Annotated in this window: 21 protein-coding genes; 9 read left to right on the plus strand and 12 right to left on the minus strand. The window is 70.1% G+C overall.

Annotated elements, in window-relative coordinates; translation table 11 throughout:
• Positions 1–90: 90 nt before the first annotated feature.
• A complete protein-coding gene (locus ABZ027_RS35465; protein WP_356775704.1) occupies positions 91–420 on the minus strand; it encodes a hypothetical protein in 330 nt (109 codons plus the stop codon).
• 469 nt (positions 421–889) lie between these two features.
• On the opposite strand from ABZ027_RS35465, the gene ABZ027_RS35470 reads away from it, so the two are divergent.
• Positions 890–1,432 (plus strand): bacterial proteasome activator family protein, encoded by a 543-nt coding sequence (locus tag ABZ027_RS35470; protein WP_356775706.1) that lies wholly within the window; start codon positions 890–892, stop codon positions 1,430–1,432.
• Positions 1,433–1,619: 187 nt separating this feature from the next.
• On the opposite strand, the gene ABZ027_RS35475 is transcribed toward ABZ027_RS35470, so the two are convergent.
• Positions 1,620–3,278: a protein kinase gene (locus ABZ027_RS35475; protein ID WP_356775708.1), complete on the minus strand. Its 1,659-nt coding sequence runs from the start codon at positions 3,276–3,278 to the stop codon at positions 1,620–1,622.
• 335 nt (positions 3,279–3,613) lie between these two features.
• Between ABZ027_RS35475 and ABZ027_RS35480 the strand changes: the two genes are divergently transcribed.
• Complete coding sequence (locus ABZ027_RS35480) at positions 3,614–5,212, plus strand: protein kinase (RefSeq protein ID WP_356775710.1); 1,599 nt, start codon at positions 3,614–3,616, stop codon at positions 5,210–5,212.
• Positions 5,213–5,343: 131 nt separating this feature from the next.
• Here the strand turns inward: ABZ027_RS35480 and ABZ027_RS35485 are convergent, their stop codons facing one another.
• Positions 5,344–6,663: a phosphotransferase gene (locus ABZ027_RS35485; protein WP_356775712.1), complete on the minus strand. Its 1,320-nt coding sequence runs from the start codon at positions 6,661–6,663 to the stop codon at positions 5,344–5,346.
• A 705-nt stretch (positions 6,664–7,368) separates the two neighbouring features.
• Between ABZ027_RS35485 and pdhA the strand changes: the two genes are divergently transcribed.
• Genes pdhA through ABZ027_RS35500 form a run of 3 tightly spaced genes read left to right on the plus strand, consistent with a single transcriptional unit; the run spans position 7,369 to position 11,078 of the window.
• Positions 7,369–8,589 carry a pyruvate dehydrogenase (acetyl-transferring) E1 component subunit alpha gene (pdhA, locus tag ABZ027_RS35490; protein WP_356775714.1) on the plus strand — a complete coding sequence of 407 codons (1,221 nt, stop codon included), beginning with the start codon at positions 7,369–7,371 and terminating at the stop codon, positions 8,587–8,589.
• Between the two features lies 1 nt (position 8,590).
• Positions 8,591–9,598 (plus strand): alpha-ketoacid dehydrogenase subunit beta, encoded by a 1,008-nt coding sequence (locus tag ABZ027_RS35495; RefSeq protein WP_356775716.1) that lies wholly within the window; start codon positions 8,591–8,593, stop codon positions 9,596–9,598.
• Positions 9,599–9,608: 10 nt separating this feature from the next.
• Positions 9,609–11,078, plus strand: coding sequence for a dihydrolipoamide acetyltransferase family protein (locus ABZ027_RS35500; protein WP_356775718.1), 1,470 nt, complete (start codon positions 9,609–9,611; stop codon positions 11,076–11,078).
• Positions 11,079–11,197: 119 nt separating this feature from the next.
• Here the strand turns inward: ABZ027_RS35500 and ABZ027_RS35505 are convergent, their stop codons facing one another.
• From ABZ027_RS35505 to ABZ027_RS35520, 4 genes are all read right to left on the minus strand, one after another.
• A complete protein-coding gene (locus tag ABZ027_RS35505; RefSeq protein ID WP_356775720.1) occupies positions 11,198–12,199 on the minus strand; it encodes a Bro-N domain-containing protein in 1,002 nt (333 codons plus the stop codon).
• A 257-nt stretch (positions 12,200–12,456) separates the two neighbouring features.
• Positions 12,457–13,977, minus strand: a complete 1,521-nt coding sequence (locus ABZ027_RS35510; RefSeq protein ID WP_356775722.1) for a PQQ-binding-like beta-propeller repeat protein — start codon at positions 13,975–13,977, stop codon at positions 12,457–12,459.
• An 85-nt stretch (positions 13,978–14,062) separates the two neighbouring features.
• On the minus strand, positions 14,063–14,716 hold the full coding sequence (locus tag ABZ027_RS35515) for a class I SAM-dependent methyltransferase (RefSeq protein WP_356775724.1): 654 nt from the start codon (positions 14,714–14,716) through the stop codon (positions 14,063–14,065).
• A gap of 153 nt (positions 14,717–14,869) precedes the next feature.
• Positions 14,870–15,772: a D-alanyl-D-alanine carboxypeptidase gene (locus tag ABZ027_RS35520; protein ID WP_356775787.1), complete on the minus strand. Its 903-nt coding sequence runs from the start codon at positions 15,770–15,772 to the stop codon at positions 14,870–14,872.
• Between the two features lie 246 nt (positions 15,773–16,018).
• Between ABZ027_RS35520 and ABZ027_RS35525 the strand changes: the two genes are divergently transcribed.
• Positions 16,019–16,669, plus strand: coding sequence for a GntR family transcriptional regulator (locus ABZ027_RS35525; RefSeq protein ID WP_356775726.1), 651 nt, complete (start codon positions 16,019–16,021; stop codon positions 16,667–16,669).
• The gene (locus tag ABZ027_RS35530; protein WP_356775728.1) at positions 16,666–17,976 is read left to right on the plus strand and encodes an MFS transporter; all 1,311 of its coding nucleotides are present in this window, start codon (positions 16,666–16,668) and stop codon (positions 17,974–17,976) included. The genes ABZ027_RS35525 and ABZ027_RS35530 overlap by 4 nt, the downstream gene beginning before the upstream one ends.
• 67 nt (positions 17,977–18,043) lie before the next feature.
• Here the strand turns inward: ABZ027_RS35530 and ABZ027_RS35535 are convergent, their stop codons facing one another.
• Positions 18,044–18,868 carry a maleylpyruvate isomerase family mycothiol-dependent enzyme gene (locus ABZ027_RS35535; RefSeq protein ID WP_356775730.1) on the minus strand — a complete coding sequence of 275 codons (825 nt, stop codon included), beginning with the start codon at positions 18,866–18,868 and terminating at the stop codon, positions 18,044–18,046.
• A gap of 181 nt (positions 18,869–19,049) precedes the next feature.
• Here ABZ027_RS35535 and ABZ027_RS35540 point away from each other — a divergent pair, with 181 nt between their 5' ends.
• The gene (locus ABZ027_RS35540) at positions 19,050–19,823 is read left to right on the plus strand and encodes a carbon-nitrogen family hydrolase (protein WP_356775732.1); all 774 of its coding nucleotides are present in this window, start codon (positions 19,050–19,052) and stop codon (positions 19,821–19,823) included.
• A gap of 12 nt (positions 19,824–19,835) precedes the next feature.
• On the opposite strand, the gene ABZ027_RS35545 is transcribed toward ABZ027_RS35540, so the two are convergent.
• On the minus strand, positions 19,836–20,339 hold the full coding sequence (locus ABZ027_RS35545) for an LURP-one-related family protein (protein WP_356775734.1): 504 nt from the start codon (positions 20,337–20,339) through the stop codon (positions 19,836–19,838).
• Entirely contained in the window at positions 20,336–21,325 is a 990-nt protein-coding gene (locus ABZ027_RS35550) for a helix-turn-helix domain-containing protein (RefSeq protein WP_356775736.1), read from the minus strand. The genes ABZ027_RS35545 and ABZ027_RS35550 overlap by 4 nt, the downstream gene beginning before the upstream one ends.
• 51 nt (positions 21,326–21,376) lie before the next feature.
• Here ABZ027_RS35550 and ABZ027_RS35555 point away from each other — a divergent pair, with 51 nt between their 5' ends.
• Positions 21,377–21,763, plus strand: coding sequence for a cupin domain-containing protein (locus ABZ027_RS35555; protein ID WP_356775738.1), 387 nt, complete (start codon positions 21,377–21,379; stop codon positions 21,761–21,763).
• Positions 21,764–21,835: 72 nt separating this feature from the next.
• Here ABZ027_RS35555 and ABZ027_RS35560 read toward each other — a convergent pair whose 3' ends face one another.
• On the minus strand, positions 21,836–21,997 hold the full coding sequence (locus ABZ027_RS35560; RefSeq protein ID WP_356775740.1) for a hypothetical protein: 162 nt from the start codon (positions 21,995–21,997) through the stop codon (positions 21,836–21,838).
• Between the two features lie 45 nt (positions 21,998–22,042).
• Entirely contained in the window at positions 22,043–23,095 is a 1,053-nt protein-coding gene (locus ABZ027_RS35565) for a glycosyltransferase family 2 protein (protein WP_356775789.1), read from the minus strand.
• Positions 23,096–23,511: the final 416 nt, after the last annotated feature.

A 23,511-nucleotide genomic window follows, 5' to 3' on the forward strand; every position in this document is an offset into this window, starting at 1 on the left:
TGCGGTGAAGATTCGACACCTCCACCACACACGGAGGCCTTCGCCATGATCAAGCCCGGCCAGCGTTAACAACGCTCGTGATCAATACACCTAGGTCCCCCGCCGGACCCGGAGCGCGATGAACGCGAGTCCCAGGCCGAGCCCGACGAGGATCAGCCCACCGCCCAGGGGCAGGAACCGCAGTCGGGGCTCGGCGGGACGCCCATCGGCCCGGCCCACGCCCCGCGTCGGCTCCACGGACGGCACGCGGGTGGGCTCCCGAGAAGCCTGCGGTACGGCGGTTACCCCACCGTCCGCCTGGCCGTCGAGGTCGCCGTCCACGCCCTCCTCGGCGTCCTGGACCTCACCGTCCTCCCGTGCCGGGTCCGATTCCTCCGCGTCTGGTTCCTCCGCGTCCGTTTCCTCTGCGTCTGGTTCCACCGCGGCCGGTTCCGCCGGCTCCGAGTCCACCGGCTCCCGCCGCCCCGGCCGCTCCCGCCCCTCGCCCGCCCTGCTCCCCGCCAGCGAGGGCGCGGCTGGGGAGGGAGACGGAACGACGGAGGCCGAGGCGGTGCCACGCGGCGGCCCGTGTGCGGGAACGGAGCCCGACGGGTGGACGGAGGCAGCGGCGGAGGACGAGGCGGGGGCGGAACCGGAGGGCGAGGCGGAGGCGGAGCCTGAGGGGGAGGCGAACGGTGAGGGGACCGGGGGAGCGATGGGGGTGCCCGTCCCCACGGCAATGAGCAGTACCGTCGCCCGCACCCATGAAGTCACGGAACAATCATGACTTTTGGTGACTGAGCGGGCATTCTGGGTTGGACCAAGGGGACGACAACGGCCGGAGAAGGTGGATCAGTCCTTTTCGGGGGCACCACGCTGATGAGATGGAGCGGTGCGAGACAATGGCGGCATGGAGATGCCGAGGAACGAACGGTCGCCGGAGAACCCTCAGATCCTGGTCCTGGGTCAGGACGGAATGGCTCTCGGCGGCGGAGGCGACGAGGACTCCCGCGAGGTGCCGGTGACGGAGATGGTGGAGCAGCCGGCGAAGGTCATGCGGATCGGAAGCATGATCAAACAGCTGCTGGAAGAGGTCCGCGCGGCACCTCTGGACGAGGCGAGCCGGGCGCGGCTCAAGGAGATCCACGCCAGCTCGGTCAAGGAACTGGAAGACGGTCTGGCTCCGGAGCTCGTCGAGGAGTTGGAGCGGATCTCCCTGCCCTTCACGGACGACTCGACCCCGAGCGACGCGGAACTGCGGATCGCGCAGGCGCAGTTGGTCGGGTGGTTGGAAGGACTCTTCCACGGGATCCAGACCACCCTGTTCGCCCAGCAGATGGCGGCCCGCGCCCAGCTGGAGCAGATGCGCCGGGCCCTCCCGCCGGGCGTCGGCGGCCACGAGGACACCGACGACCCGCGCGCGGGCGGCCGCTCGGGCGGGCCGTACCTGTAAACGGCTGAACCGATAAGCGGCTGACCGGTAAGCGGCCGTACCCGTAAATCGGCCGTACCCGTAACCAACTTCGCTCGTACCTATGAAGTGGGCCCGGCAGCCAGTGCTGCCGGGCCCTTGATCTTCGGCCTGCCCCTGCCTGTCCCTACCTGTCCGCGGCTGCCTCCGCCCCCTTGCGTCCCCGCGATCAGGAGGGGTTGCCGGTGGACACGTCGAACTGCATCTTCGGCGGCTTCTTCGGATCGAAGTCGGTCCCCTTCTCGGGGAACTGCTTCATGACGGCGCCGTCACCGAAGGTGTTCTCGTCCACCTCGTTCGTGGTGTAGTTCCAGCCCGCCGCCTTCAGGCATGCCAGAACCGAGTCCCAGTTCTTGTACTGGAAGTTCGGCATCCGCACCTGCTTGGGGTCGTTGTACGACTCCTCCGGTTCGCTGCACTCGGTCGTCTCGATCGTCTTCGTCGTGTCCGGCCCGCGGTAGCCCGCCGCCTTGGTCGCCGAGGCGGACGGGCTGGCGCTGGTGTCCCCACCCGCGTCCTCACTGCCGCCACTGTTCATCATCAGCGCCGCGATCAGTCCCCCGACGGCGACCAGCGAGACGACGATCGAACCGATGATCACCGGCTTGTTGCCCTTGCCGCCGCCACCCGGGGAGCCGACCGCCGTCTGCGGCGTGAGGTTGTACGGCGGTGGCGTCGACGGGCCCTGCTGCGGGGCGTACCCGGCCGGGCCCGGCGTCTGGTAACCGTGCTGATGCGGATAGCCGTACGCCGGGGAGTGCGCCGACGGGGCCGGGGCGCCGTAGGGATTCGGCGTCGGCTGGTACGGCGTCTGTACGTTGCCCTGGTGCGGCGGCGTCTGGTCGACCGGCGGGAACACCGCGGAACCGACGCCCGCGCCGCTCTGCGTCGGCGTGCCCGGCACGATGCTCGGCGCGGCGGGCTGGAAGGACGCGGCCACGCGCAGGCACTCGTCGCGCATGGCCTCAGCGCTCGGGAAACGCTCGTTGGGATTCTTCTTCAGCGCGCGGGCGACCAGCGCGTCCACCGCTGGGGGCAGGGCGCGGTTGATCGACGAAGGAGCCACCGGCTCCTCCTGGACGTGCGCGTACGCGATCGCAAGCGGCGAGTCCGCGTCGAACGGCAGCCGCCCGGTGACCAGCTGGAACAGCATGATGCCGACGGAGTAGAGGTCGGAGCGGGCGTCGACGCCGCGTCCCAGCGCCTGCTCCGGGGAGAGGTACTGCGGGGTGCCGACGACCATGCCGGTCTGGGTCATGGAGGTGACGCCGGACTGCATGGCGCGCGCGATGCCGAAGTCCATCACCTTGACGACCCCGCGTTTGGTCATCATCACGTTGCCCGGCTTGATGTCCCGGTGGACCAGGCCCATCTCGTGACTGATCTCCAGCGCCGCCAGCACATCCGCGGTGATCTTCAGCGCCTTGTCGGCGGGCATCGCGCCGTACTGCCGCACGTCCGTGTTCAGCACCGAACCGAGCGGCAGTCCCTCGACGTACTCCATGACGATGTACGGCATCGGCGTGCCGGACCCCGCGGCGGAGCCGCTGTCGGATACAGCGTCCTCACCGGTGTCGAAGACGGAGACGATGTTGGTGTGCGTGAGCTTGGCCACGGCCTGGGCCTCGCGGCGGAAGCGCTCACGGAAGGCCTGCTCGCGACCGAGCTCGGTGTGAAGTGTCTTGATCGCGACCTGCCGGTCGAGCACGGAGTCGTACGCGAGGTGCACCGAGGCCATGCCGCCCTCACCGAGCAAGTCGCGCAGCTGATAGCGGCCGCCGGCGATCGCACGCCCCGCGTACCGGCCCTGAGCGCCGTCCTGGCTCATCTCTCTGCGTCCCCCGTAGGCCCTCATGCGCCGATGCGTGCCGTTGATCCAAAGTGCATTTACGGCCAAGTCTGCCGGAGGGCACGGACACGTCAAGCGCGGTGCCCGTTCCGTGACCGTACGAGAGAGAAAGGTCGCGCAAGCGTTACAGCTGGCGTACGGCCGGTACACACAATTTGCACGTCGGCACTTGATAACGGTTTGATGGCCGGTCCGCGTCGGGCCGGTTCCCGGGGTCTTCCCGGATCGGCGGCTTGCGCGGAGGCTGTAGCGTGGCCGACGGAGACCCGTAACAACACCGCGCGCACCGCGGGCAGAAACGACGGCGAGGACTGATGGCACAGCAGCAGCGCGCTCAGGGCCCGTCCGACCCCGAGGCGACTGGCGGCGGGATGTCAGACGCGCCGGAAATGTGGGGGAACGGCGGACTGGTCGGGGACGGCCGATATCGGCTGACCCGCAGACTCGGCCGGGGCGGCATGGCCGAGGTGTTCGCGGCCGAGGACGTACGTCTCGGACGCACCGTGGCGGTCAAGCTGCTGCGTGCCGACCTCGCCGAGGACCCGACCTCCAAGGCGCGTTTCACGCGCGAGGCCCAGTCCGTCGCGGGCCTCAACCACCACGCGATCGTCGCCGTGTACGACTCCGGCGAGGACTTCGTCGGCGGCCAGTCAGTGCCGTACATCGTGATGGAGATCGTCGAGGGGCGCACGATCCGCGATCTGCTCCTGAACGCCGAGGCGCCCGGGCCCGAGCAGGCCCTGATCATCGTCTCGGGTGTCCTGGAGGCGCTCGCGTATTCGCACCAGCACGGCATCGTGCACCGCGACATCAAGCCGGCCAACGTGATCATCACCCACAACGGCGCCGTGAAGGTGATGGACTTCGGCATCGCCCGCGCGCTGCACGGCGCGTCCACGACGATGACCCAGACCGGCATGGTCATGGGCACCCCGCAGTACCTCTCCCCGGAGCAGGCGCTCGGCAAGGCCGTCGACCACCGCTCCGACCTCTACGCGACGGGCTGCCTCCTCTACGAACTCCTCGCGCTGCGGCCGCCGTTCACCGGCGAGACCCCGCTGTCGGTCGTCTACCAGCACGTCCAGGACATTCCGAAGCCCCCGTCGGAGGTCTCCGACGCCGTCCCGCCCGAGCTCGACGGTCTTGTCATGCGCTCCCTCGCCAAGGAGCCCGACGACCGTTTCCAGACGGCCGAGGAGATGCGCGGCCTGGTCCAGTACGGCCTGCAGATGCTGTACGAGCAGGGCGGCCACACCGGTACCTGGAACACCGGTCACGTCGCCGTGCACGACGGCCGGAGCACCCCGGCGGCAGGCCTCGCCGGCACCTCCGTGATGCCGCACCCCGGTGACGCCTCCGGCACCGCGCAGATCCCGCAGCAGATCCTGCCCTCCGGCTACGGCAGCAGGGACGACGGCGGCTTCGAGGGGAACGGCAACCGGGGCGGCGGCCGCGGCAAGCTGTGGATCCTCGCCGTCCTCGCGGTGATCGCCATCGCGGCGGGTGTGGCGCTGGCGCTCCAGAACGGCAACGGGGAGAGCCAGGAACCCAGCACCAGTACGTCGCCGACCACGTCGAAGACCACCGACAAGAAGACGGCCGAAGAGACACCGAGCGAAGACACGAGCGAAGAGCCCACCGACACGAACACGGACGACGGCACGGGCGGAGGCACGGGCACCGGCTCCGGTCCGGACTACACGCCGTCGTACACGCCGTCCTACACCCCGACACAGCCGCAGACCCAGGACCCGACCGCCGATCCGACGGACAACCCGACGACCGCGGGCCCGACCGGGAATCCGACGACCGCGGAGCCCACGGACGAACCGACGGCCGATCCGCCGGATCCGAGCGGCGGCACCGTTTCTGGCGCCCTGGGCGGCACGGAGGGTGGCGACGGCGGGACCTGACCGCCCGACCCGCGGCACCCGACTGGACACATCACGCGCGCGTGCGACCCGGAAACGGGCTCCACGCGCGCGTGCTGTTGTCCCCGGTACGTGACCGCGTCTGTCCTCGGTCCGTGACCGCGTCGCCTTGCTCAGTCCGTGAACGCGTCGCACACCGCGTCGTACTGCCCGGTCCACCACACCGCGAGCGCCGAGGCCGCCGGGAACTGGGGGTCCGCGCGGGTGTCGCCGCGCTCGTAGTGCCAGCGCAGCATCCAGAAGTCGTTCAGCCGCTCCCACCACACGCGATGCACGGCGGCCGCGAGCTGGGAGGGCGTGGCGCCGGCCGTACGCCGGTACGCGCGTGCGTAGGCCCGTACCTTCGGCAGGTCGAGAGCGCCGACGGGCAGCACGAAGAAGATCGCGGCGGCCCGTACGGCCTCCTCCGCGCGGGGTTTCACGCCGAGGCGGTCCCAGTCGACGATCGCCGCCGGGGCGTCCCCCTTGTAGAGCAGGTTGAAGGGGTGGAAGTCCCCGTGCACCCAGCCCACCGAGGCGCCGCGCGGAGGACGCCGGTCGGCGTGCCGCTCCAGCAGCGCCCGCCGCTCCAGGAGCCGGTAGCGGGCCAGTTCGTCGAAGGAGTCGGCGGGCCGGTGCCGGTGCACGCGGCCGAGCAGCTCGTCGATGAGGGTGAAGGTGTCGGCGGGGTCGGCGCTCAGCGGGCGAGGGCCGGGGGCGGACGGTCCGGAGACGTACGGGGACGACGTGGGTGGCCCGGCGGCCGGGAGGATCGGCGCGGGCGGTACGGGAGCGCCCTGGGCCCCCGGGGACGGCGCCGACAGACGTGGGTCGCCGCGGTACGCCGTCGCACGGGAGGCACGCCTGTCGTTGCCGTGGTTCGGCGGTCCGGTGGACGGGCGGGGGCCCGGGACGCGTGCCGCGGGGGCCGGGGGGAAGCGGCCGTACGCACGCGTACCCGGGCTCTGGACCGGCGTCCACCCCGTCGTGCGGGCGCGTGTCTGTGTCGGTGTCTGCGTCGGCATCACGTGCTCCAGACTCGCGTGCACCGTCCCGAGCAGAGACCCGAGCCGCGCACACTGCGCGGTGGTGAGCTGACCGCCGTGTCGGTGGCAACCGTCGATCCAGGGGTGGAGGGCATAGGCGTGGCCGCCGACGATCGCGAAGGTGCGACCGTCGCGACCGGTGAGCGGGGGCGCCACCGGGACGCCCAGGTCGGCGAGACGTTGGGTGGCCCGGTGCTGGCGGGCGATCGCGTCCGGGGCGGCGGTCTCGGGGTCGAAGTGGTGCTTGAGGAAGTAGCGGCCGCGGGTCGTGCGCAGGCGGTAGCCGCCGTTGAGCAGCCCCTGGACGACGGGCTCGCAGGTGAGGGCGGACCCGGCGGCGTACTGGCGGAGGAGGGCGCCCAACGGGGGCTCGTAGGGCGTGGGGGGTGGTACACAAGAGCGCGGCACGCTGCCCGATGCTAGGGCACTCACGGGGCCCCTGAGCTGGGCGTTGTCACAGACAGTCGCTTTCGGTCACAGGATGAGCTCGAAGTGCCTTCTTCCTTGGAAGTAAGGGCCTCGGGCCCCGGCGCCGACCTCGCGCCGACCTGACCTGTTGGCGGTACCGCCCCTCACGGCCCCCGCGGCCGATCCCCCGGATGGCCGGATCCGTGCCGTCGCGTCGGCCGCCGCGCCGAGCTCGCCGACTGTCTGTTCGACGACCCCATGTCGCCACGTCGGGCAGGTGTTCGTGCGCGACCCGGCGGGTCACCATATGGCTGTAGGCCGACCAGGGGGAAATATGCGGTTCTCCCTGATTCGCGCAAGCGGTGGGTTTCGCGCAGGGCTTGTGGACCCGCCCTCGGTGACTCTTCCCGTGAGCTGGGTCACCGGGATAACGTGCCGTTGTTCCGGCCCCCTGCAAGGCTGTGACCAGGAACTGTTCCCGGTTTTGCGATTTTTACTTGGAAATCCAAGCAAAAACGCAGGTCAGGAGGGGTTTCACAGAATTGTGGAGCACTGGGTAACGTGCCTTGGTGCAGGGCGCTCGCCGGGGCAACCTGTCACGCCCGTTCCGAACGAGCCGCACCCACCCCGTGCGCTCGTGAGGCAGCGGGCGAGCCGCACTGGCGCCCGGCGAACCCGGGTAGCCGGACCGACGGAGGAGCACACGTGACCGTGGAGAGCACTGCCGCGCGCACACCGCGACGCAGCGCGGGTACGACCGGTACGACCGGTACTAAGAGCACGGCCGGCAAACGAACGACCGCCAAGAAGCCCTCGGCGACCGCAAAGAATTCGCCAAGTGGCGAGCCCGGGCTCGTCCAGCTGCTGACGCCCGAGGGCAAGCGCGTCAAGAACGCCGACTACGACAAGTACGTCGCCGGCATCACCCCCGAAGACCTCCGCGGCCTGTACCGCGACATGGTGCTCACCCGTCGCTTCGACGCCGAGGCAACCTCGCTTCAGCGCCAGGGCGAGCTCGGCCTGTGGGCCTCCCTGCTCGGCCAGGAGGCCGCCCAGATCGGCTCAGGCCGCGCCACCCGGGAGGACGACTACGTCTTCCCGACCTACCGCGAGCACGGCGTCGCCTGGTGCCGGGGCGTCGACCCGACCAACCTCCTCGGCATGTTCCGTGGCGTGAACAACGGCGGCTGGGACCCCAACAGCAACAACTTCCACCTCTACACCATCGTCATCGGCTCCCAGACGCTGCACGCCACGGGCTACGCGATGGGCGTCGCCAAGGACGGCGCGGACTCCGCGGTCATCGCCTACTTCGGCGACGGTGCCTCCAGCCAGGGCGACGTCGCCGAGTCCTTCACCTTCTCCTCGGTCTACAACGCCCCCGTGGTGTTCTTCTGCCAGAACAACCAGTGGGCGATCTCCGAGCCCACCGAGAAGCAGACCCGTGTTCCGCTCTACCAGCGCGCGCAGGGCTACGGCTTCCCGGGCGTCCGCGTCGACGGCAATGACGTACTGGCCTGTCTCGCGGTCACCAAGTGGGCGCTGGAGCGCGCCCGCAGCGGCGAGGGGCCGACCCTGGTCGAGGCCTTCACCTACCGCATGGGCGCCCACACCACCTCCGACGACCCGACCAAGTACCGGGCCGACGAGGAGCGTGAGGCCTGGGAGGCGAAGGACCCGATCCTGCGCCTTCGCCGCTACCTGGAGGCCTCAAACCACACGGACGAGGGATTCTTCGCGGAACTGGAGGCGGAGAGCGAGGCGTTGGGCAGGCGAGTGCGCGAAGCGGTCCGCGCCATGCCGGACCCGGACCACTTCGCCATCTTCGAGAACGTGTACGCGGACGGGCACGCGCTCGTCGACGAGGAGCGAGCGCAGTTCGCCGCCTACCAGGCGTCGTTCGCGGACACCGAGGGGGGAAACTGAGATGGCCACAACCGTGACGTCCACAGCGGCGACCGCGAAGAGCATGGCGATCGCCAAGGCGATCAACGAGTCGCTGCGCGCGGCCCTGGAGGCCGACCCCAAGGTCCTCGTCATGGGCGAGGACGTCGGCAAGCTCGGCGGCGTCTTCCGGGTGACGGACGGCCTGCAGAAGGACTTCGGCGAGAGCCGCGTCATCGACACCCCCCTCGCCGAGTCCGGCATCGTCGGCACCGCGATCGGCCTCGCCCTGCGCGGCTACCGCCCGGTCGTGGAGATCCAGTTCGACGGCTTCGTCTTCCCGGCGTACGACCAGATCGTCACGCAGCTCGCGAAGATGCACGCCCGCTCCCTCGGCAAGGTCAAGCTCCCGGTCGTCGTCCGTATCCCGTACGGCGGCGGCATCGGCGCGGTGGAGCACCACTCGGAGTCCCCTGAGGCGCTCTTCGCGCATGTGTCGGGCTTGAAGGTGGTCTCCCCCTCGAACGCGTCCGACGCGTACTGGATGATGCAGCAGGCCATCCAGAGCGACGACCCGGTGATCTTCTTCGAGCCGAAGCGGCGCTACTGGGACAAGGGCGAGGTCAACGCCGAGGCGATCCCCGGACCTCTGCACAAGGCGCGGGTGGTCCGCCAGGGCACTGACCTGACCCTCGTCGCCTACGGCCCGATGGTGAAGCTCTGCCAGGAGGTGGCCGACGCCGCCGCCGAGGAGGGCAAGTCCCTGGAGGTCCTGGACCTGCGCTCGGTGTCGCCGCTGGACTTCGACTCGATCCAGACGTCGGTGGAGAAGACCCGCCGCCTGGTGGTGGTCCATGAGGCGCCGGTGTTCTTCGGCTCGGGCGCGGAGATCGCCGCCCGGATCACGGAGCGCTGCTTCTACCACCTGGAGGCCCCGGTGCTGAGGGTCGGCGGCTACCACGCCCCGTATCCGCCGGCGCGTCTGGAGGAGGAGTACCTGCCGGGTCTGGACCGGGTGCTCGACGCCGTCGACCGTGCCCTGGCGTACTGAGGAGAGGGTCGTGACGACGATGACGGAAGCGTCCGTACGCGAGTTCAAGATGCCGGACGTGGGCGAAGGGCTCACCGAGGCAGAGATCCTCAAGTGGTACGTCCAGCCCGGCGACACGGTGACGGACGGTCAGGTGGTCTGCGAGGTCGAGACCGCGAAGGCGGCCGTGGAACTGCCGATCCCCTACGACGGGGTCGTGCGGGAACTCCGCTTCGCCGAGGGCAGCACGGTGGACGTGGGCACGGCGATCATCGCGGTCGACGTCGCGGGCGGCGCGGCTCCGGCCGGGGCGTCGGGCTCGGCGGCGTCGGCCCCGGCCCCGGCTGCGGCTTCCGCCTCGGTGGAGACTCCGGCCTCCGCGGAGCAGAAGCCCGCCGAGCAGAAGTCCTCAGCCGGGAAGACCGAGGAGAAGAGCTCGGCGGGCTCCGGCCGTCAGCCGGTGCTCGTCGGTTACGGCGTGGCGACGTCCTCCACCAAGCGCCGCCCCCGCAAGGGCCCGGAGGTCCAGGTCCAGGAGGCGCCGGCGGCGCACCACGCGGAGCTGAACGGCCACGGCACTGCCGCCGCCGTGAAGCCGCGTCCGCTGGCCAAGCCGCCGGTGCGCAAGCTCGCCAAGGACCTGGGCGTCGACCTGGCGACGATCGTCCCGTCCGGCCCGGACGGCGTGATCACCCGGGAGGACGTGCACGCGGCGGTGGCGCCGGCGCCCACTCCCGAGCCGGTTGTCGAGACGCCCACCAGTGTTCGGACACCGGCTCCGGCGCCGACGTACGACACCGCCCGTGAGACCCGCATCCCGGTCAAGGGCGTCCGCAAGGCGACGGCCGCGGCGATGGTCGGCTCGGCCTTCACGGCGCCGCATGTCACGGAGTTCGTGACGGTCGACGTGACCCGGACGATGAAGCTGGTCGAGGAGCTCAAGCAGGACAAGGAGCTCCAGGGCCTGCGGGTCAACCCGCTGCTGCTGGTCGCCAGGGCCCTGCTGGTCGCGATCAAACGCAACCCGGACGTCAACGCGTCCTGGGACGAGGCGGCCCAGGAGATCGTGGTCAAGCACTACGTGAACCTCGGTATCGCGGCGGCCACCCCGCGTGGCCTGATCGTGCCGAACATCAAGGACGCGCAGGCCAAGACGCTCCCGCAACTGGCGGAAGCCCTCGGCGAGCTGGTCTCGACGGCACGTGAGGGCAGGACATCGCCCGCCGCGATGCAGGGCGGCACGGTGACGATCACCAACGTCGGCGTCTTCGGCGTCGACACGGGCACGCCGATTCTCAACCCCGGCGAGTCCGCGATCCTCGCGGTCGGCGCGATCAAGCTTCAGCCGTGGGTCCACAAGGGAAAGGTGAAGCCCCGTCAGGTCACCACGCTGGCCCTCTCCTTCGACCACCGTCTGGTGGACGGGGAGCTGGGGTCGAAGGTGCTGGCGGACGTGGCGGCGATTCTGGAACAGCCGAAGAGGTTGATCAGTTGGGCGTGATGCGCGTCACAGGGTAATCTCGGGGGCTCGGAGGGGTCGGCCGCAACTTTGGTTTGCGACCGCCCCCTCCGTCCTTCTCCCGCCGTCCTTCCCTCAGCCGTCCTTCTCTCTCAGACCTGTCAGGCCTGGTTCAGGACGTACACCGGCGCCCCGTCCTCCGTACCGCCCTGTGAGCGGATGCAAGCGTGCTTCTGCAGCAGGCGGAGGCATTCGTTGACGCGGCGCACCGGAAGCCCCGTACGGGCCGCGATCGTTGCGAGCGGCTCGCGGAGTTCACCCTCTTCCACGAGGACCGGGGCGATCACCACGGCCACTGTCCACACGTCCTCCGTCACGGACAGCCGGTGCCGCCAGTCGGCCAGCAGGGACTCCGTGGTGGGCAGTACCGTGAGGCGTCCGCCCGGCGCCCGGCGTTCGAGGACGAGCGCGTCGAGACGGTCCGCGATGCGTTCCATCGCCCGGACCATGGCCTGCTGTACGGCGAGCGTGGCCTTCTGCGTGGCCAGCACCTCCCTTTGCAGGGTCACCGTTTCCTTGTGCAGGGTCACCGTTTCCTTCTGCAGCGCGAGCGATGCATGCTGCGCGTTCGCAAGCTCCTCGTCCAGTTGAAGGTTGTGCGTCTCGAGCCGGACGATGGCCTCCGCGACCTGATCCGGCATCGCGTACACGACCGGTGCGGCCGGGTCGACGGGCTGCACCTCGGCCTCATCGAGGGCGTAGGAGCCTTCCCGCTGGACCGTCTCGATCACCTCGGCGACCCATTGTTTGAAGGGGGCGCAGGTGGGCTTGGTGCAGCCGTTGACGAGGAGGATGAGGCCCTGAAGGTTGATGAGACGCAAGTCTCGGCGCCACTCCCGACCTGCGGGAATGCTGAGACAGTGACCTCCAGTCACTGTCTCGAGAATCTCTCGATGCTCCTCTGGGACGTGGTCGAGCAGGGCCTTTCGAGGGGTGGTGTACCCCAACTCCTTGCAGACATCCACCGCCGGAAACCAGTGTGTCCCGTCCGGCATCGTCAGCCTTCGGACGCGGGCTCCCGTGGCCGCGTAGACGAAGTCGCTGACGTCGATCGCGTCGCGCTGTACCCGAGGGTCGGGCTGGTGCTTGCTGGGTTCGATCATCTGAACCACCTCCGCCGCGGAACGTAAAGCGGAGCAAATCGAATATGCCAGCCGATACAGGGATGTTCACGATTGCGAGGGAATGGATCACCGAACCTGGTGCGAGACGCGACCGGCGCATGTACGACGACCGGGACGGTTTCACCGGTTCGAATAGGCCAGCGTCATCGGGTTGACGGCCGCCTGGTAGCCGCCGGCGTCATGCAGAAAGAGTCGGCCGTCCTCGTACCGCGCCGGGTCCTCGCCGTCCTTGCTGATCATCGAGTGCAGCATGCTGTTGACGGCCAGTTCATTGGGCATCTCCAGCAGCTTGGTGACCTGGCCGGTGCCGGGTCCAGGCGCAAGACACGGGCGGGCGTCGTGGGCTCGGCCGTCTGGACGGCGATGAGGGCCTTGCCGTCGGCGCGCAGTGGCACCCAGGTCGACTTGTCGGTGGCGTCGAAGGACCGCAGGGGCTTGCCCGTGCGCAGGTCGAAGGCGGTGATCTTGTTGCCCGTGGTGTAGCTGTGCGGGTCGGTGGCGATGTAGGCGGTGTTGCCCGCGACGACGGTGGCGGCGCAGGCGCCGGTATCACCGCAGCCGGCGACGTAGTCGTCCCCGAGTTCGACGGTGGACTCCACCTTTCCCTGGTCGGAGACGGTCACGAGTTGCTCGGCGTCGAGGCCGTCCTCGCTCTGCACCAGGCCGAGCACGAGCGGTTCGCTGGAGATGAGCCAGGCGCCCCTGACCTTCGGAACGTGGTAGGTCCAGGTCGCCTTTCCGGTCCGCGGGTCGTGTTCGCCGACGCGGAAACGCATGCCCGCGGAGGTCTGGCAGTACGCGAGAGTGAGCAGCTTCCGCCCGCCGAGGTGTTCCTCCTGGGCGCATCCCTGAGCGGGGGCGCCCCAGAGCGGGGCGCCGCTGGATGTCTTGAACCCGGCCGATCCGCTGGGCCAGCCCGCCGCCGCGACCGAGTCGCTGACCGCGACGTTCAGGCCGAGACCGAGGCTGATGCTCTTGTCCTCGATCGGCTTCTCCCACACCGTGGCGCCCTTGTTCACGTCGATCACCGCGAACCGGGAGCACAGGCTGTCGTGCGTGTCCTTCGTCGCGTGGAAGACGACGGCGACCAGCCCGCTGCTGGTGATGTCGCGGGAGGCTCCGCACAGGCCGCCGGGCAGGGGGATGGTCCACGCGCGTCTGCCGGTCGCCACGTCGTAGCCCGTGACGGCGTTCTTCTCGCCGGACGCGAAGTAGCGGGAGGTGACCCAGGCGCCGGGCGTCTGCACGTACTCGTCCTCGCCCTCCTTGGGTGCGGCCACCTGGAACAGTTCCGTGCCCTTGGTGCCGGTGGGCTTCGGGGAAGCCGAACGGGGTGCGCCGGTCGTTGTGCCGTGGGCCCGCTCGGAACCCTGGTCACCACTCAGCAGGGCGACGGCGCCTGCGCCGATCACGAGGAGGGCGGCGACCACGGACCCGAGCACGACAACGAGACGCCGCCGCTTGCCACCGGGGCCGCCCGGGCCACCGGGGCCACCGGGGCCAGTCTGTACCGGGGGCTGCAAGGGAGGCTGCGGGTAGGGCTGCGCGTACGGATTGTGCGGACCGTACCCCCCACCCTGCGGTATCTGCTGCCCGTACGGCCCGGGTTGGTGCGGGTACTGCTGCCCGTACGGCCCGGGTTGGTGCGGGTACTGCTGCCCGTACGGCCCGGGTTGATGCGGATACTGCTGCCCGTACGGCCCGGACTGCTGCTGCGGCTGGCCATGCGGCTCGGGTGGCACGGGCGGGTGCGACATGGAGTCTTCTCCTTCAGGTGCGGGCGTCGGTCCGAAAGGCATCGGTCCCGGGCGGTCACGCCGGCCATGATCTCCTGCCCGGGCGTCAGACGGGCTTGTGGGCCAGCAGGGTGGCGATGTGCCGCTTCACCCCGTGGGCAGGTTCCTGCACCATCCGCGCGGTGACCACCAGTCCCGAGCGGCCGAGGAATTCGGCGAGGTGGTCCATCGGCACGAGGTGGGACTCGTAGGACACCGGAAGGCCGCCGTAAGCCTGCGTCGGGCGCAACTGTTCGCCGTCTCCCACGTAACCGGCGAGCATCAGGTGGCCGCCGGGGGCGAGGGTGCGGTGGAACTCGGCGTAGACGCGGGGCAGGAGTTCGGGCGGGGTGTGGTGGGTGGAGTAGTAGGCCAGGATGCCGCCGAGGGTGCCGTCCTCGATGTCCAGGGCGGTGAGCGAGCCGACGCTGAACGTCAGGGTGGGGTGGGCGCGCCGGGCCAGCTCCACCATCCTGGGGGACACGTCGACGCCGAACGCCGGCACGCCCAGTTCGGCCAGGTGCGCGGTCACGAGACCGGGACCGCAGCCGAGGTCCGCGACCGGCCCGATCCCCGCCGACCGCACGGTCTCCGCGAACGCGGCCAGCAGCGCCCGGGACAACGGGTCCAGGTCCGCGGGCCGCTTGACCAGTTCCGTGTAGGCGTCGGCGACGGTGTCGTAGGACGTGCGCACCGCGGCGAGATACGAGGCCTCGGTCATCGTCCGCCTCCTGGGGGCGTACGCGGTTCTTCGAGGGGCGTGGAGAGCGGGGCGCGGGGCGGCCGGGGGGCCGGGAGGATCGTCACGACCACATGGTGAAGGCCCCCCGCCGTCGGCGAGGGGCCCGTTGTCCATGTGTTACCCGCTGTGGCGTCAGGCGAGCTTGGCGAAGCCGTAGTTGAGGAGCTTCTTCGCGTCCGTCTCGCGCTGGGTGGCGCTGGTGGAGGAGAGGACGGTGCCGTAGACCGTCTTGCCGTTGCGGGTGGCGGCGAAGACCAGGCAGTACCCGGCCTCGTCGCCCGAACCGGTCTTCACGCCGATCGTGCCGCTGTAGTTGCTGAGCAGCGTGTTCGTGTTCTTCCAGGTGGCCATCGTGCGGGTGCTGCCCGTCTTGGTGATGGTCTTCGCGGTGTACGCCTTCGTCTTCACGACCGTACGGAACGTGGAGCTCTTCATCGCGCTGCTGGCGAGCTTCGTCAGGTCCTTCGGCGTCGAGTAGTTCGCGCCGTTGCCGATGCCGTCGAACGAGTCGAAGTGCGTGTTCGTCAGGCCGAGGCTCTTGGCGCTGGCGTTCATCTTGCCGATGAACGACTTCACGCGCGCCGCCCGCGTCGTGCCCGAGCCGAACTTGTCGGCCAGCGCGTACGCGGCGTCGCAGCCGGACGGCAGCATCAGCCCGTACAGCAGCTGACGAACGGTGACCTTGTCACCGACGATCAGGCGCGCCGACGAGGCGCCCTTCGACACTATGTAGTCGCTGTAGGCCTTCTGGATGGTGACCTTGGCGTCCAGGTTCAGGTTGGACTGCGCGAGCACGACCTTCGCGGTCATGATCTTCGTCGTGGAGCCGGTGGAGCGCTTGGTGTTCGCGGCCTTGCTGTACAGCCCCGCGCCGTTCGCGTTGTTCATCACGTAGCCGCCCTTGGCGACGATCGTGGGCGCGGTGACGGCCTGCGCGGGCGCCGCGGTGAGGGCTCCGGTCGCCAGGACGGCGCCGGCGGTCACGGTGACGGCGGCGGCTCGGCGGAAGCGGACAACCTGGAAGCCGTCCTTGATGCCGATTATCAACTGAGATACCCCGATTGTCTCGAATGCCCCTGAGATGCGGCCGGTTGCGGTGGTGCGAAGAAAATGGGGCCGCAGGTGTGTGACACGTAAGTAGCACAGAAGGTTGTGCGGCCGCTGGATCGGGGTGGGGTTCTTTGCCGGAAGATCCCCCGTCCGTGTGGCGAGGGCGTCACTACCGTTCCGTATGCCGGACCGGCCCGCACCATGGGTACCTGTTGTATCTATGATGTCGGCATGAGTCTGGCCGTGAAGCAACCTCCCGCCGCCGACCGTGTCTACGCCCACGTCAAGCAGGGTGTCCTGGACCGCCGTTACGAAGGCGGCAGCCTCCTCACCGAGGGCGAACTCGCGGAGGCCGTCGGCGTCTCCCGGACGCCGGTCCGTGAGGCGCTGCTGCGGCTCGAGGTCGAGGGACTCATCAAGCTGTATCCGAAAAAGGGAGCGCTCGTCCTGCCGGTCTCCGCCCAGGAGATCGCGGACGTGGTCGAGACCCGGCTCCTGGTCGAGGAACACGCGGCGCGCAAGGCCGTACCGGCCCCCGCCGGGCTGATCGAGCGCCTGGAGGGACTGCTGGCGAAGCAGAAGGAGCAGGCCGCCGCCGGTGATCTGGCCGCGGCCGCCGTCACCGACCGCTGCTTCCACGCCGAGATCGTCCGCAGCGGCGGCAACGAGATCCTCTCCCGGCTCTACGACCAGCTCCGCGACCGCCAGTTGCGGATGGGCGTCGCCCTCATGCACTCCAACCCCGAGCGGATCGCCAAGACCCTCGTCGAGCACGCGGAGATCCTCGAAGCACTGCGCTCCGGCGACGCGGAGGCCGCGGTCGGCCTGGTCCGACGGCACGTCGGCTGGTTCTCGCACCTCGCCCGGGGTGAGGTCCGATGAGCGCATCCTCGGCCGCCTCGGTCTCGCTGCCGGGCGATCCGCCGGGCGGACGACGCGCGATGGCCGTGTGGGGCGTCGGCGTCTCCGTCTACTTCGTCGCCGTCATCTTCCGTACGTCCCTGGGGGTGGCAGGCCTCGACGCGGCCGACCGCTTCCACGTGGGCGCCTCCGCGCTGTCGACCTTCTCCATCCTCCAACTCCTCGTCTACGCGGGCATGCAGATACCCGTCGGCCTGCTGGTCGACCGGCTCGGCACGAAGAAGGTGCTGAGTCTGGGGGCCGTTCTCTTCACGGCCGGACAGGTCGGGTTCGCGTTCTCCCCGTCGTACGGGACGGCCCTCGCCTCGCGTGCGCTGCTGGGCTGCGGAGACGCGATGACCTTCATCGCCGTACTGCGTCTCGGCAGCCGCTGGTTCCCGGCCCGGCGCGGACCGATGGTCGCGCAGTTCGCCGGGCTGATCGGCATGGCGGGCAACCTGGTCTCCACCCTCGTGCTGGCCCGGCTGCTGCACGGCATCGGCTGGACGGCGGCCTTCGCGGGCAGCGCGCTCGCCGGTGCCGTAGTACTCCTGCTGGTACTGCTGTTCCTCAAGGACCATCCCCGGGGACACGAACCGGAGCCGTTCCCGCACCATGGCGCGGCGTACGTCCGGCGGCAGATCGCCGCGTCCTGGCGGGAGCCGGGAACCCGGCTCGGGCTGTGGGTGCACTTCACGACCCAGTTCCCGGCCATGGTGTTCCTGCTGCTGTGGGGGCTGCCGTTCCTGGTCGAGGCGCAGGGACTGTCCCGGGCGACGGCCGGCGAACTGCTGACGCTGGTCGTGCTCTCCAACATGGTCGTCGGGCTGGTGTACGGGCAGGTCGTCGCCCGGCATCACGAGGCGCGGCTGCCCCTGGCGCTGGGCACCGTGGCGGCGACGGCCCTGATGTGGGCCCTCACGCTGACGTATCCCGGTGAGCGGGCACCGATGTGGCTGCTGGTGGTGCTGTGCACGGTGCTGGGGGCGTGCGGACCGGCGTCGATGCTCGGGTTCGACTTCGCGCGGCCGGCGAATCCGCCGGAACGGCAGGGGACCGCGTCCGGGATCACGAACATGGGCGGCTTCGTCGCCTCGATGACGACGCTGTTCGCGATCGGGGTCCTGCTGGACGCGACCGGGGACGACTACCGCGTCGCGTTCTCCGCGGTGTTCGTCCTGCAGGCGGTGGGCGTCAGCCAGATCCTGCGGTTGCGCAAGCGGGCGGCGCGCCGGGAGCGGGAACGGTTGGTCGCGAGCCGGGTGGAGACGGTGCACGTCCCGGCCTAGGCCGCCCGCGCCCACCGGACCCCACCTCCGCGCGGCGCCGACGGCCCGACAGCCCGACCGCCCGCCGCTACGGAGTCACTGCGAAGTTCCGCAGGATCGCCCCGGTGAGAGCGGGTTCCCCCTCCGTCTTCACGCGGTCCTTCACCTGTTCCGGGGTCACGCGTCCGCAGGCCAGACGCACGTACGTCTCCCAGTCGAGGGAGAGGGTGGCGGCGGGGCCGAGGGCGGGGGTGGATTCGAGGGTGCCGCGGCCCTGGATGTCGATGCGGATCGTGCGCAGGAACTCGATGGGGCCGTGCACGTCGAAGACGATCGCCGAGCTGCGCGGGGCGTCGGCCGCCACCGCGACGACCTCGGGGAGTTCTTCGAGCAGCACGTCACGGGCGACGTACGCGCCGGGGGAGTCGAGGTTGCCGGGGCGGCCGAGGGCGGTGCGCAGGTCCTGCTCGTGCACCCACACGTTGAACGCGTGTGCCCGCATGGACGCTTCGAGCGTGTGCTCCGTGCTGAGCGGGCCGCGCACCTTCGTGCCGGGGTCGCGTGACTCGTTGCGCAGCTGGCGGTTGCGGCGGATGATCACGTACTCCAGCTCGGAGGTCATCTCGGGCGCCGTGTGGTGGCGGCGGACGTCGACCTGCATCTCCATGTAGCGCTGGTGGTCGTTGGTGACGTGGAACAGGTCGCGCGGCAGCGTGTGGATGGGGCGCGGGTCGCCGAGCATCTCGCAGTCCAGGCCGATGACGTGCGAGACCACGTCACGCACCGACCAGCCGGGGCACGGGGTGCGCCGGTTCCACTCCCCCTCCGCGAGGGGCTGCACAAGCTCGGATATCGCGTCGATGGAGTGGGTCCAGGCGTCGGCGTAGGGCTGGAGAGTGGGATGCAGACTCACGGAACGGGACCCCTCGGCGGTCGGTACTCGGGTGGTGGGTGCGGCGGCGTTGCCTGCGGGAGGTGGCTGTCGGCGGGTGTCTTGGAACGCTAAGTTACGCTGCTAAGAGGCACCCCGGCAGTGCTTTCGTGTGACGATCGTAGGCCCGTATGGACGGCTTGAACGCCAGGACGGTGGTAGTGTGCGCGCCTCTCTGATCCAGATCGCCGTGGGCGAGGGCGAATCGGTGGAATCCCGCCGACGTCGGGTGGCCGCGATGGTCCGGGGCCAGGCCGGGTCGGACCTCGTCGTACTGCCGGAGCTGTGGACCACCGGAGCCTTCGCCTACGAGGACTTCGGGCGCGAGGCCGAGCCCCTCGAAGGGCCGACGTACGAGGCGATGGCCAAGGCGGCGAGCGACGCGGGTGTGTGGCTGCACGCGGGCTCGATTCCCGAACGTGCCCCTGACGGCTCCCTCTACAACACCTCCCTCGTCTTCTCACCCTCCGGTGAGCCGGCCGCCTCCTACCGCAAGATCCACCGCTTCGGCTTCGACAAGGGCGAGGCCGTGCTGATGGGCGCGGGCCGGGACCTGGTGACGGTCCGTCTGCCGGAGACCGTCATCGGTGTGGCCACCTGCTACGACCTCCGTTTCCCCGAACTCTTCCGCGGTCTCGTCGACGCCGGCGCCGAGACCCTGGTCGTTCCGGCGGGCTGGCCGGAGCGCCGCCGGGGGCACTGGACGCTGCTGGCCCAGGCGCGGGCGGTGGAGAACCAGGCGTTCGTGCTCGCGTGTGGAACGGCCGGGACCCATGCGGGAGTTCCGCAGGCCGGTCACTCGATCGTGGTCGATCCCTGGGGCGAGGTCCTGGCGGAGGCGGGCGCGGACGAGGAGACCCTCACCGTCGACTTCGACCCCGGGAAGGTCGCGACGACCCGGGAGCAGTTCCCGGCCCTCAAGGACCGGGTTCTCTAGCCCTCTCCCAGCTCAGTCCTCGTCCCCCTCCCGCTCCTTCTCCGCCAGGTGGATCACGCACACCGCCACCGCGATCAGCAGCGCCGGGTCCGCGTCCTCCCGTACGACGTCCAGGCCGTAGGTCTCCCGCACGTGCAGCCACCGCCGGGAGATGACGGCGAGCAGCTCACCGTCGTACTCGACGGCGAACTCGCGGTCCAGGATCTTGCCGCTGACGTCGAGTTCCGTGCTGCCGTCCGCCAGCGACACCCGGTAGTGGTTGCGCAGCAGCGACAGCCGTTTGCGTCTGATGCGGGCGAGCGGTTCGCCGTCCCGCTCGATCACCATGGTGTCCCGGAGGGCGAACATCTTCTGGTGGATGTCGATCAGGACCCGCCCCTGGGTGTCCTTCAGCTCGAAGGTGTCCCGCAGCCGCATGGCCTTGCCGTCGACGAGGAAGAACTTGTTGCCGTGGTCGTCCTCGATCCAGTAGTCGTCACCGATGCCGAGGAGCCGGTCGCGCACGAGGAATCTCATACCGTCACCGCTTCCCCGGCGGCAGGTCCGAAACGCCGCCGGTAGGCCGACGGGCTGAGCCCGGTCTCGCGCCGGACGAGCGCGCGCAGGTTCGCGGCCGTCCCCAGCCCGCTCCTCGCCGCCACCACGTCGAGCCGCTCCTCCCCGCGCTCGATCAGCCGGCAGGCCAGCGCCACCCGCTCCCCCGTCAGCCACGCCAGCGGGGTCGTGCCGAGCTGCGCGCGGAAACGCCGGTGCAGTGTCGCCGGCGACACCGCCGCCCGCGCCGCGAGGCCGGTCACCGTCAGCGGCTCCCCCAGCCGTTCCTGGGCCCACGCCAGCAGCGGACCGAGCGACTCGTCGGGCACGTGCGGCACCGGTCGCTCCACGAACTGGCGCTGCCCGCCGTCCCGGTGCGCGGCGAAGACGAGCCGTCGGGAGACATGGTTGGCGACCTCGGCGCCATGGTCCCGCCGTACGACATGCAGTCCGAGGTCGAGCGCCGAGGCGCTCCCGGAGGCCGTGAGGATGTCGCCGTCGTCGACGAACAGCACGTCGGGCTCCAGCCGCACGTGCGGGAACCGTGTCCGGAAGGACTCCGCCCACATCCAGTGGCAGGCGGCGCGGCGCCCGTCCAGCAGTCCGGCCTCCGCCATCGTGAACGCGCCGGAGCAGAAGCCGATGAGCCGGGTGCCCCGTGCGTGCGCCTGACGCACCACGTCCAGGACCCGCGGGTCGCGGGAGGTGTCGGTGTCGGGCCGGTTCGGCACGATCAGCGTGTCCGCGTCCCGGGCCGCCTCCAGACCGGCGACCCCGGTGAGTGTGAAGAACCCGTCCCGCATCCGCGTCGAGGGGTCCGCGGCGCACAGCCGGAAGTCGTACAGCTCCCGGCCCAGCTCGGGCCGGCGCAGCCCGAACACCTCGATGGCGCAGCTCATTTCGAACGGATTGGAGTTCTCGTCCACGAGCAGCACCACGGTGTGCGGTTGCGAGGATCCTTGCGTCATATGCGATTTCTAGCACTCGTACGGTGCGCCGGGCACCCGCACGATGGCCCCATGGAACCCATCTCGCTGCCCGACGCCCTGGCCTCCTTCACCGAGCGGTGGAGCCCCCGCATCGTCACCACCGTCAACGACTACGACGTACGTGTCGCGAAGGTCGAGGGCGAGCACGTGTGGCACGTCCACGACCACACCGACGAGTTCTTCCTGGTCCTGGACGGCGAACTGCACATCGCCCTGCGGGAGCGGGACGGCGAACGCACGGTCGTCCTGCCCAGGGGCTCGGTCTTCACCGTCCCCCGCGGCACCGAACACAAGCCGTACGCCCCCGCACCGGCCGCGATCCTCGTCCTCGAACCCACCGGCACCCTCACGGTCGGCGACCGTCACGACGAGGTGCCGGAGCACGTGGACGCGACGACGGGCCACGCGCTGGCCTGACCCGTCACCGACGGCACGCCGCGGCGCCCGGCCCCTCGCTACGGAGCGCCGGGCGCCTTTCGGGCCTCGTGGTCAGCGCCGGCGCGGACGCGGCGCCAGCTTGTACAGGGCGAAGCCCGCGGCCATCAGCGTGGTGGCCGTGACCATCAGCGCCATGCTGTGCCACATGCCGGTGGCGGCGAGGGTGGCCCCGCCCGCGCCCGTGGTACCGGCGCCGATCACTCTTCCGTACATGGTCGTTCTCCTAGGAGGGTTGTGCGTTGCGGCGTGGGGGGCGGTTCAGGTGGCCACCCACTTCTCCTCGCTGCGGCGCAGCAGGCCCCACAGGGAGGAGAAGTAGACGGCGTGTTGGAACAGGTCGTAGAGCATCTCCGGGATCATCAACGCCGCGACCAGGACGGCCCGGGGGCCGGCGCGGCGTACCGAGACGGTCTTCTCGACCAGGAAGATCAGGCCGATCGCGGTCCAGAACGGGGAGAAGCCGGGCCAGCCGTACAACGTGGTGTACGTGGCCATGAAGGTCAGGTAGACGAGAAAGGACAGCGCGCCGAAGCCCATCAGGAACTGCTGGGCGAAGTAGCGGGCGGTGACCCGGGTCCAGCCGTAGTCGCGCAGGTTCTCCAGGGCGCCGCGCTGCCAGCGCAGACGCTGGTGCCACAGCTTGCCCCAGGTGGGCATGACCTCGGTGGTGACCGCGCAGCCGGCCGGTGACATGGTGCGGTAGCCGAGGGTCTTGACGGCCTTGGTCATCTCGTCGTCCTCGGTGAGCGAGGCGAGGCTGTAGTAGCTCGTGCCGCCGCCGATCACCCCGGCCCGGCGGGCGGCGCGCACCTCGCGCAGCACCCGGGCGCGGAACATGGTCCCGGTTCCGGTGAGGACCTGGGCCTTGCCGCCGGTGCGTTCCAGTTCCCAGGCGTAGCGGTGGAACTCCATGCGTTGGAGCAGACCGAGGAGGCCGCCGCCCGACTCGCCGTAGAAGACGCCGCCGACCGCGCCGACCCTGCGGTTGACGGTGGCGAGAGCGGTCTCGGCGAACGTCGGGTCGAGAACGGTGTCGGCGTCCTGCACCAGCAGCAGGTCCAGGTCGTCCAGGTGGGGCAGGAGCCAGGCGATGGCCTGGTTGAGAGCACCGGCCTTCTTGTGGGTGTTGCCGTGCGTGTGGAAGACCTGCGCGCCGTACGCCTCGGCTATCGCCGCGGTGTCGTCGGTGCAGTTGTCGGCGACGACCACGACGAGGTCCGGGCGCCTGGTCTGGTCCCACAGGCCCTGGATGGCGGCGGCGATGCGGTCGTGCTCGTTGTGGGCCGGTATCAGCACCGCGAGCCGCGGCACGGGGCCGGGGGCCTCCGGGGCGGCGTGGGCTCGGCGGGCGGCGTGCCGGCCGTGGCGGCGTGGGTACGGGTCGCGGGCCGGGGCGGTCGCCGCGGGGGAAGCGAGGTCGAGCACGTGGACCCCCCGAGGTGCAGTGGTAGGGCCCGGCGCTGCCTCCACCTCCGGGCTTCAGAACCCAGAGTTTTCACGACACTCACACAACCACACAAGACACCCCAGGTCACGGAATGCTCAAGGTTGTCAGTTCTTACCCTGTGCATACCGTGCCGGGGGTCCTGTACCGCTCCAGTGCATGTGCCCGAAATGCTCGTGACCGAGGTGCTCGCGACCGGAAAGCCTTCTGCCCCAGACCGCTCGTGCCCGAAATCCGGTTTCCGGCCGTGCGGCTGCCGCCGTCAAAGGCCGTATCAGAGGCC

It is taken from the genome of Streptomyces sp. NPDC006332, from assembly GCF_040612855.1.
Taxonomy (GTDB): Bacteria; Actinomycetota; Actinomycetes; order Streptomycetales; family Streptomycetaceae; genus Streptomyces.

Coding starts and splice junctions, on each gene's coding strand:
- ABZ027_RS35550 (WP_356775736.1), bottom strand. CDS start 21,325: ATGACGCAAGGATCCTCGCAACCGCACACCGTGGTGCTGCTCGTGGAC.
- ABZ027_RS35525 (WP_356775726.1), top strand. CDS start 16,019: ATGAGTCTGGCCGTGAAGCAACCTCCCGCCGCCGACCGTGTCTACGCC.
- ABZ027_RS35505 (WP_356775720.1), bottom strand. CDS start 12,199: ATGATCGAACCCAGCAAGCACCAGCCCGACCCTCGGGTACAGCGCGAC.
- ABZ027_RS35470 (WP_356775706.1), top strand. CDS start 890: ATGGAGATGCCGAGGAACGAACGGTCGCCGGAGAACCCTCAGATCCTG.
- ABZ027_RS35515 (WP_356775724.1), bottom strand. CDS start 14,716: ATGACCGAGGCCTCGTATCTCGCCGCGGTGCGCACGTCCTACGACACC.
- ABZ027_RS35475 (WP_356775708.1), bottom strand. CDS start 3,278: ATGAGCCAGGACGGCGCTCAGGGCCGGTACGCGGGGCGTGCGATCGCC.
- ABZ027_RS35530 (WP_356775728.1), top strand. CDS start 16,666: ATGAGCGCATCCTCGGCCGCCTCGGTCTCGCTGCCGGGCGATCCGCCG.
- ABZ027_RS35545 (WP_356775734.1), bottom strand. CDS start 20,339: ATGAGATTCCTCGTGCGCGACCGGCTCCTCGGCATCGGTGACGACTAC.
- ABZ027_RS35510 (WP_356775722.1), bottom strand. CDS start 13,977: ATGTCGCACCCGCCCGTGCCACCCGAGCCGCATGGCCAGCCGCAGCAG.
- ABZ027_RS35495 (WP_356775716.1), top strand. CDS start 8,591: ATGGCCACAACCGTGACGTCCACAGCGGCGACCGCGAAGAGCATGGCG.
- ABZ027_RS35560 (WP_356775740.1), bottom strand. CDS start 21,997: ATGTACGGAAGAGTGATCGGCGCCGGTACCACGGGCGCGGGCGGGGCC.
- ABZ027_RS35555 (WP_356775738.1), top strand. CDS start 21,377: ATGGAACCCATCTCGCTGCCCGACGCCCTGGCCTCCTTCACCGAGCGG.
- ABZ027_RS35480 (WP_356775710.1), top strand. CDS start 3,614: ATGGCACAGCAGCAGCGCGCTCAGGGCCCGTCCGACCCCGAGGCGACT.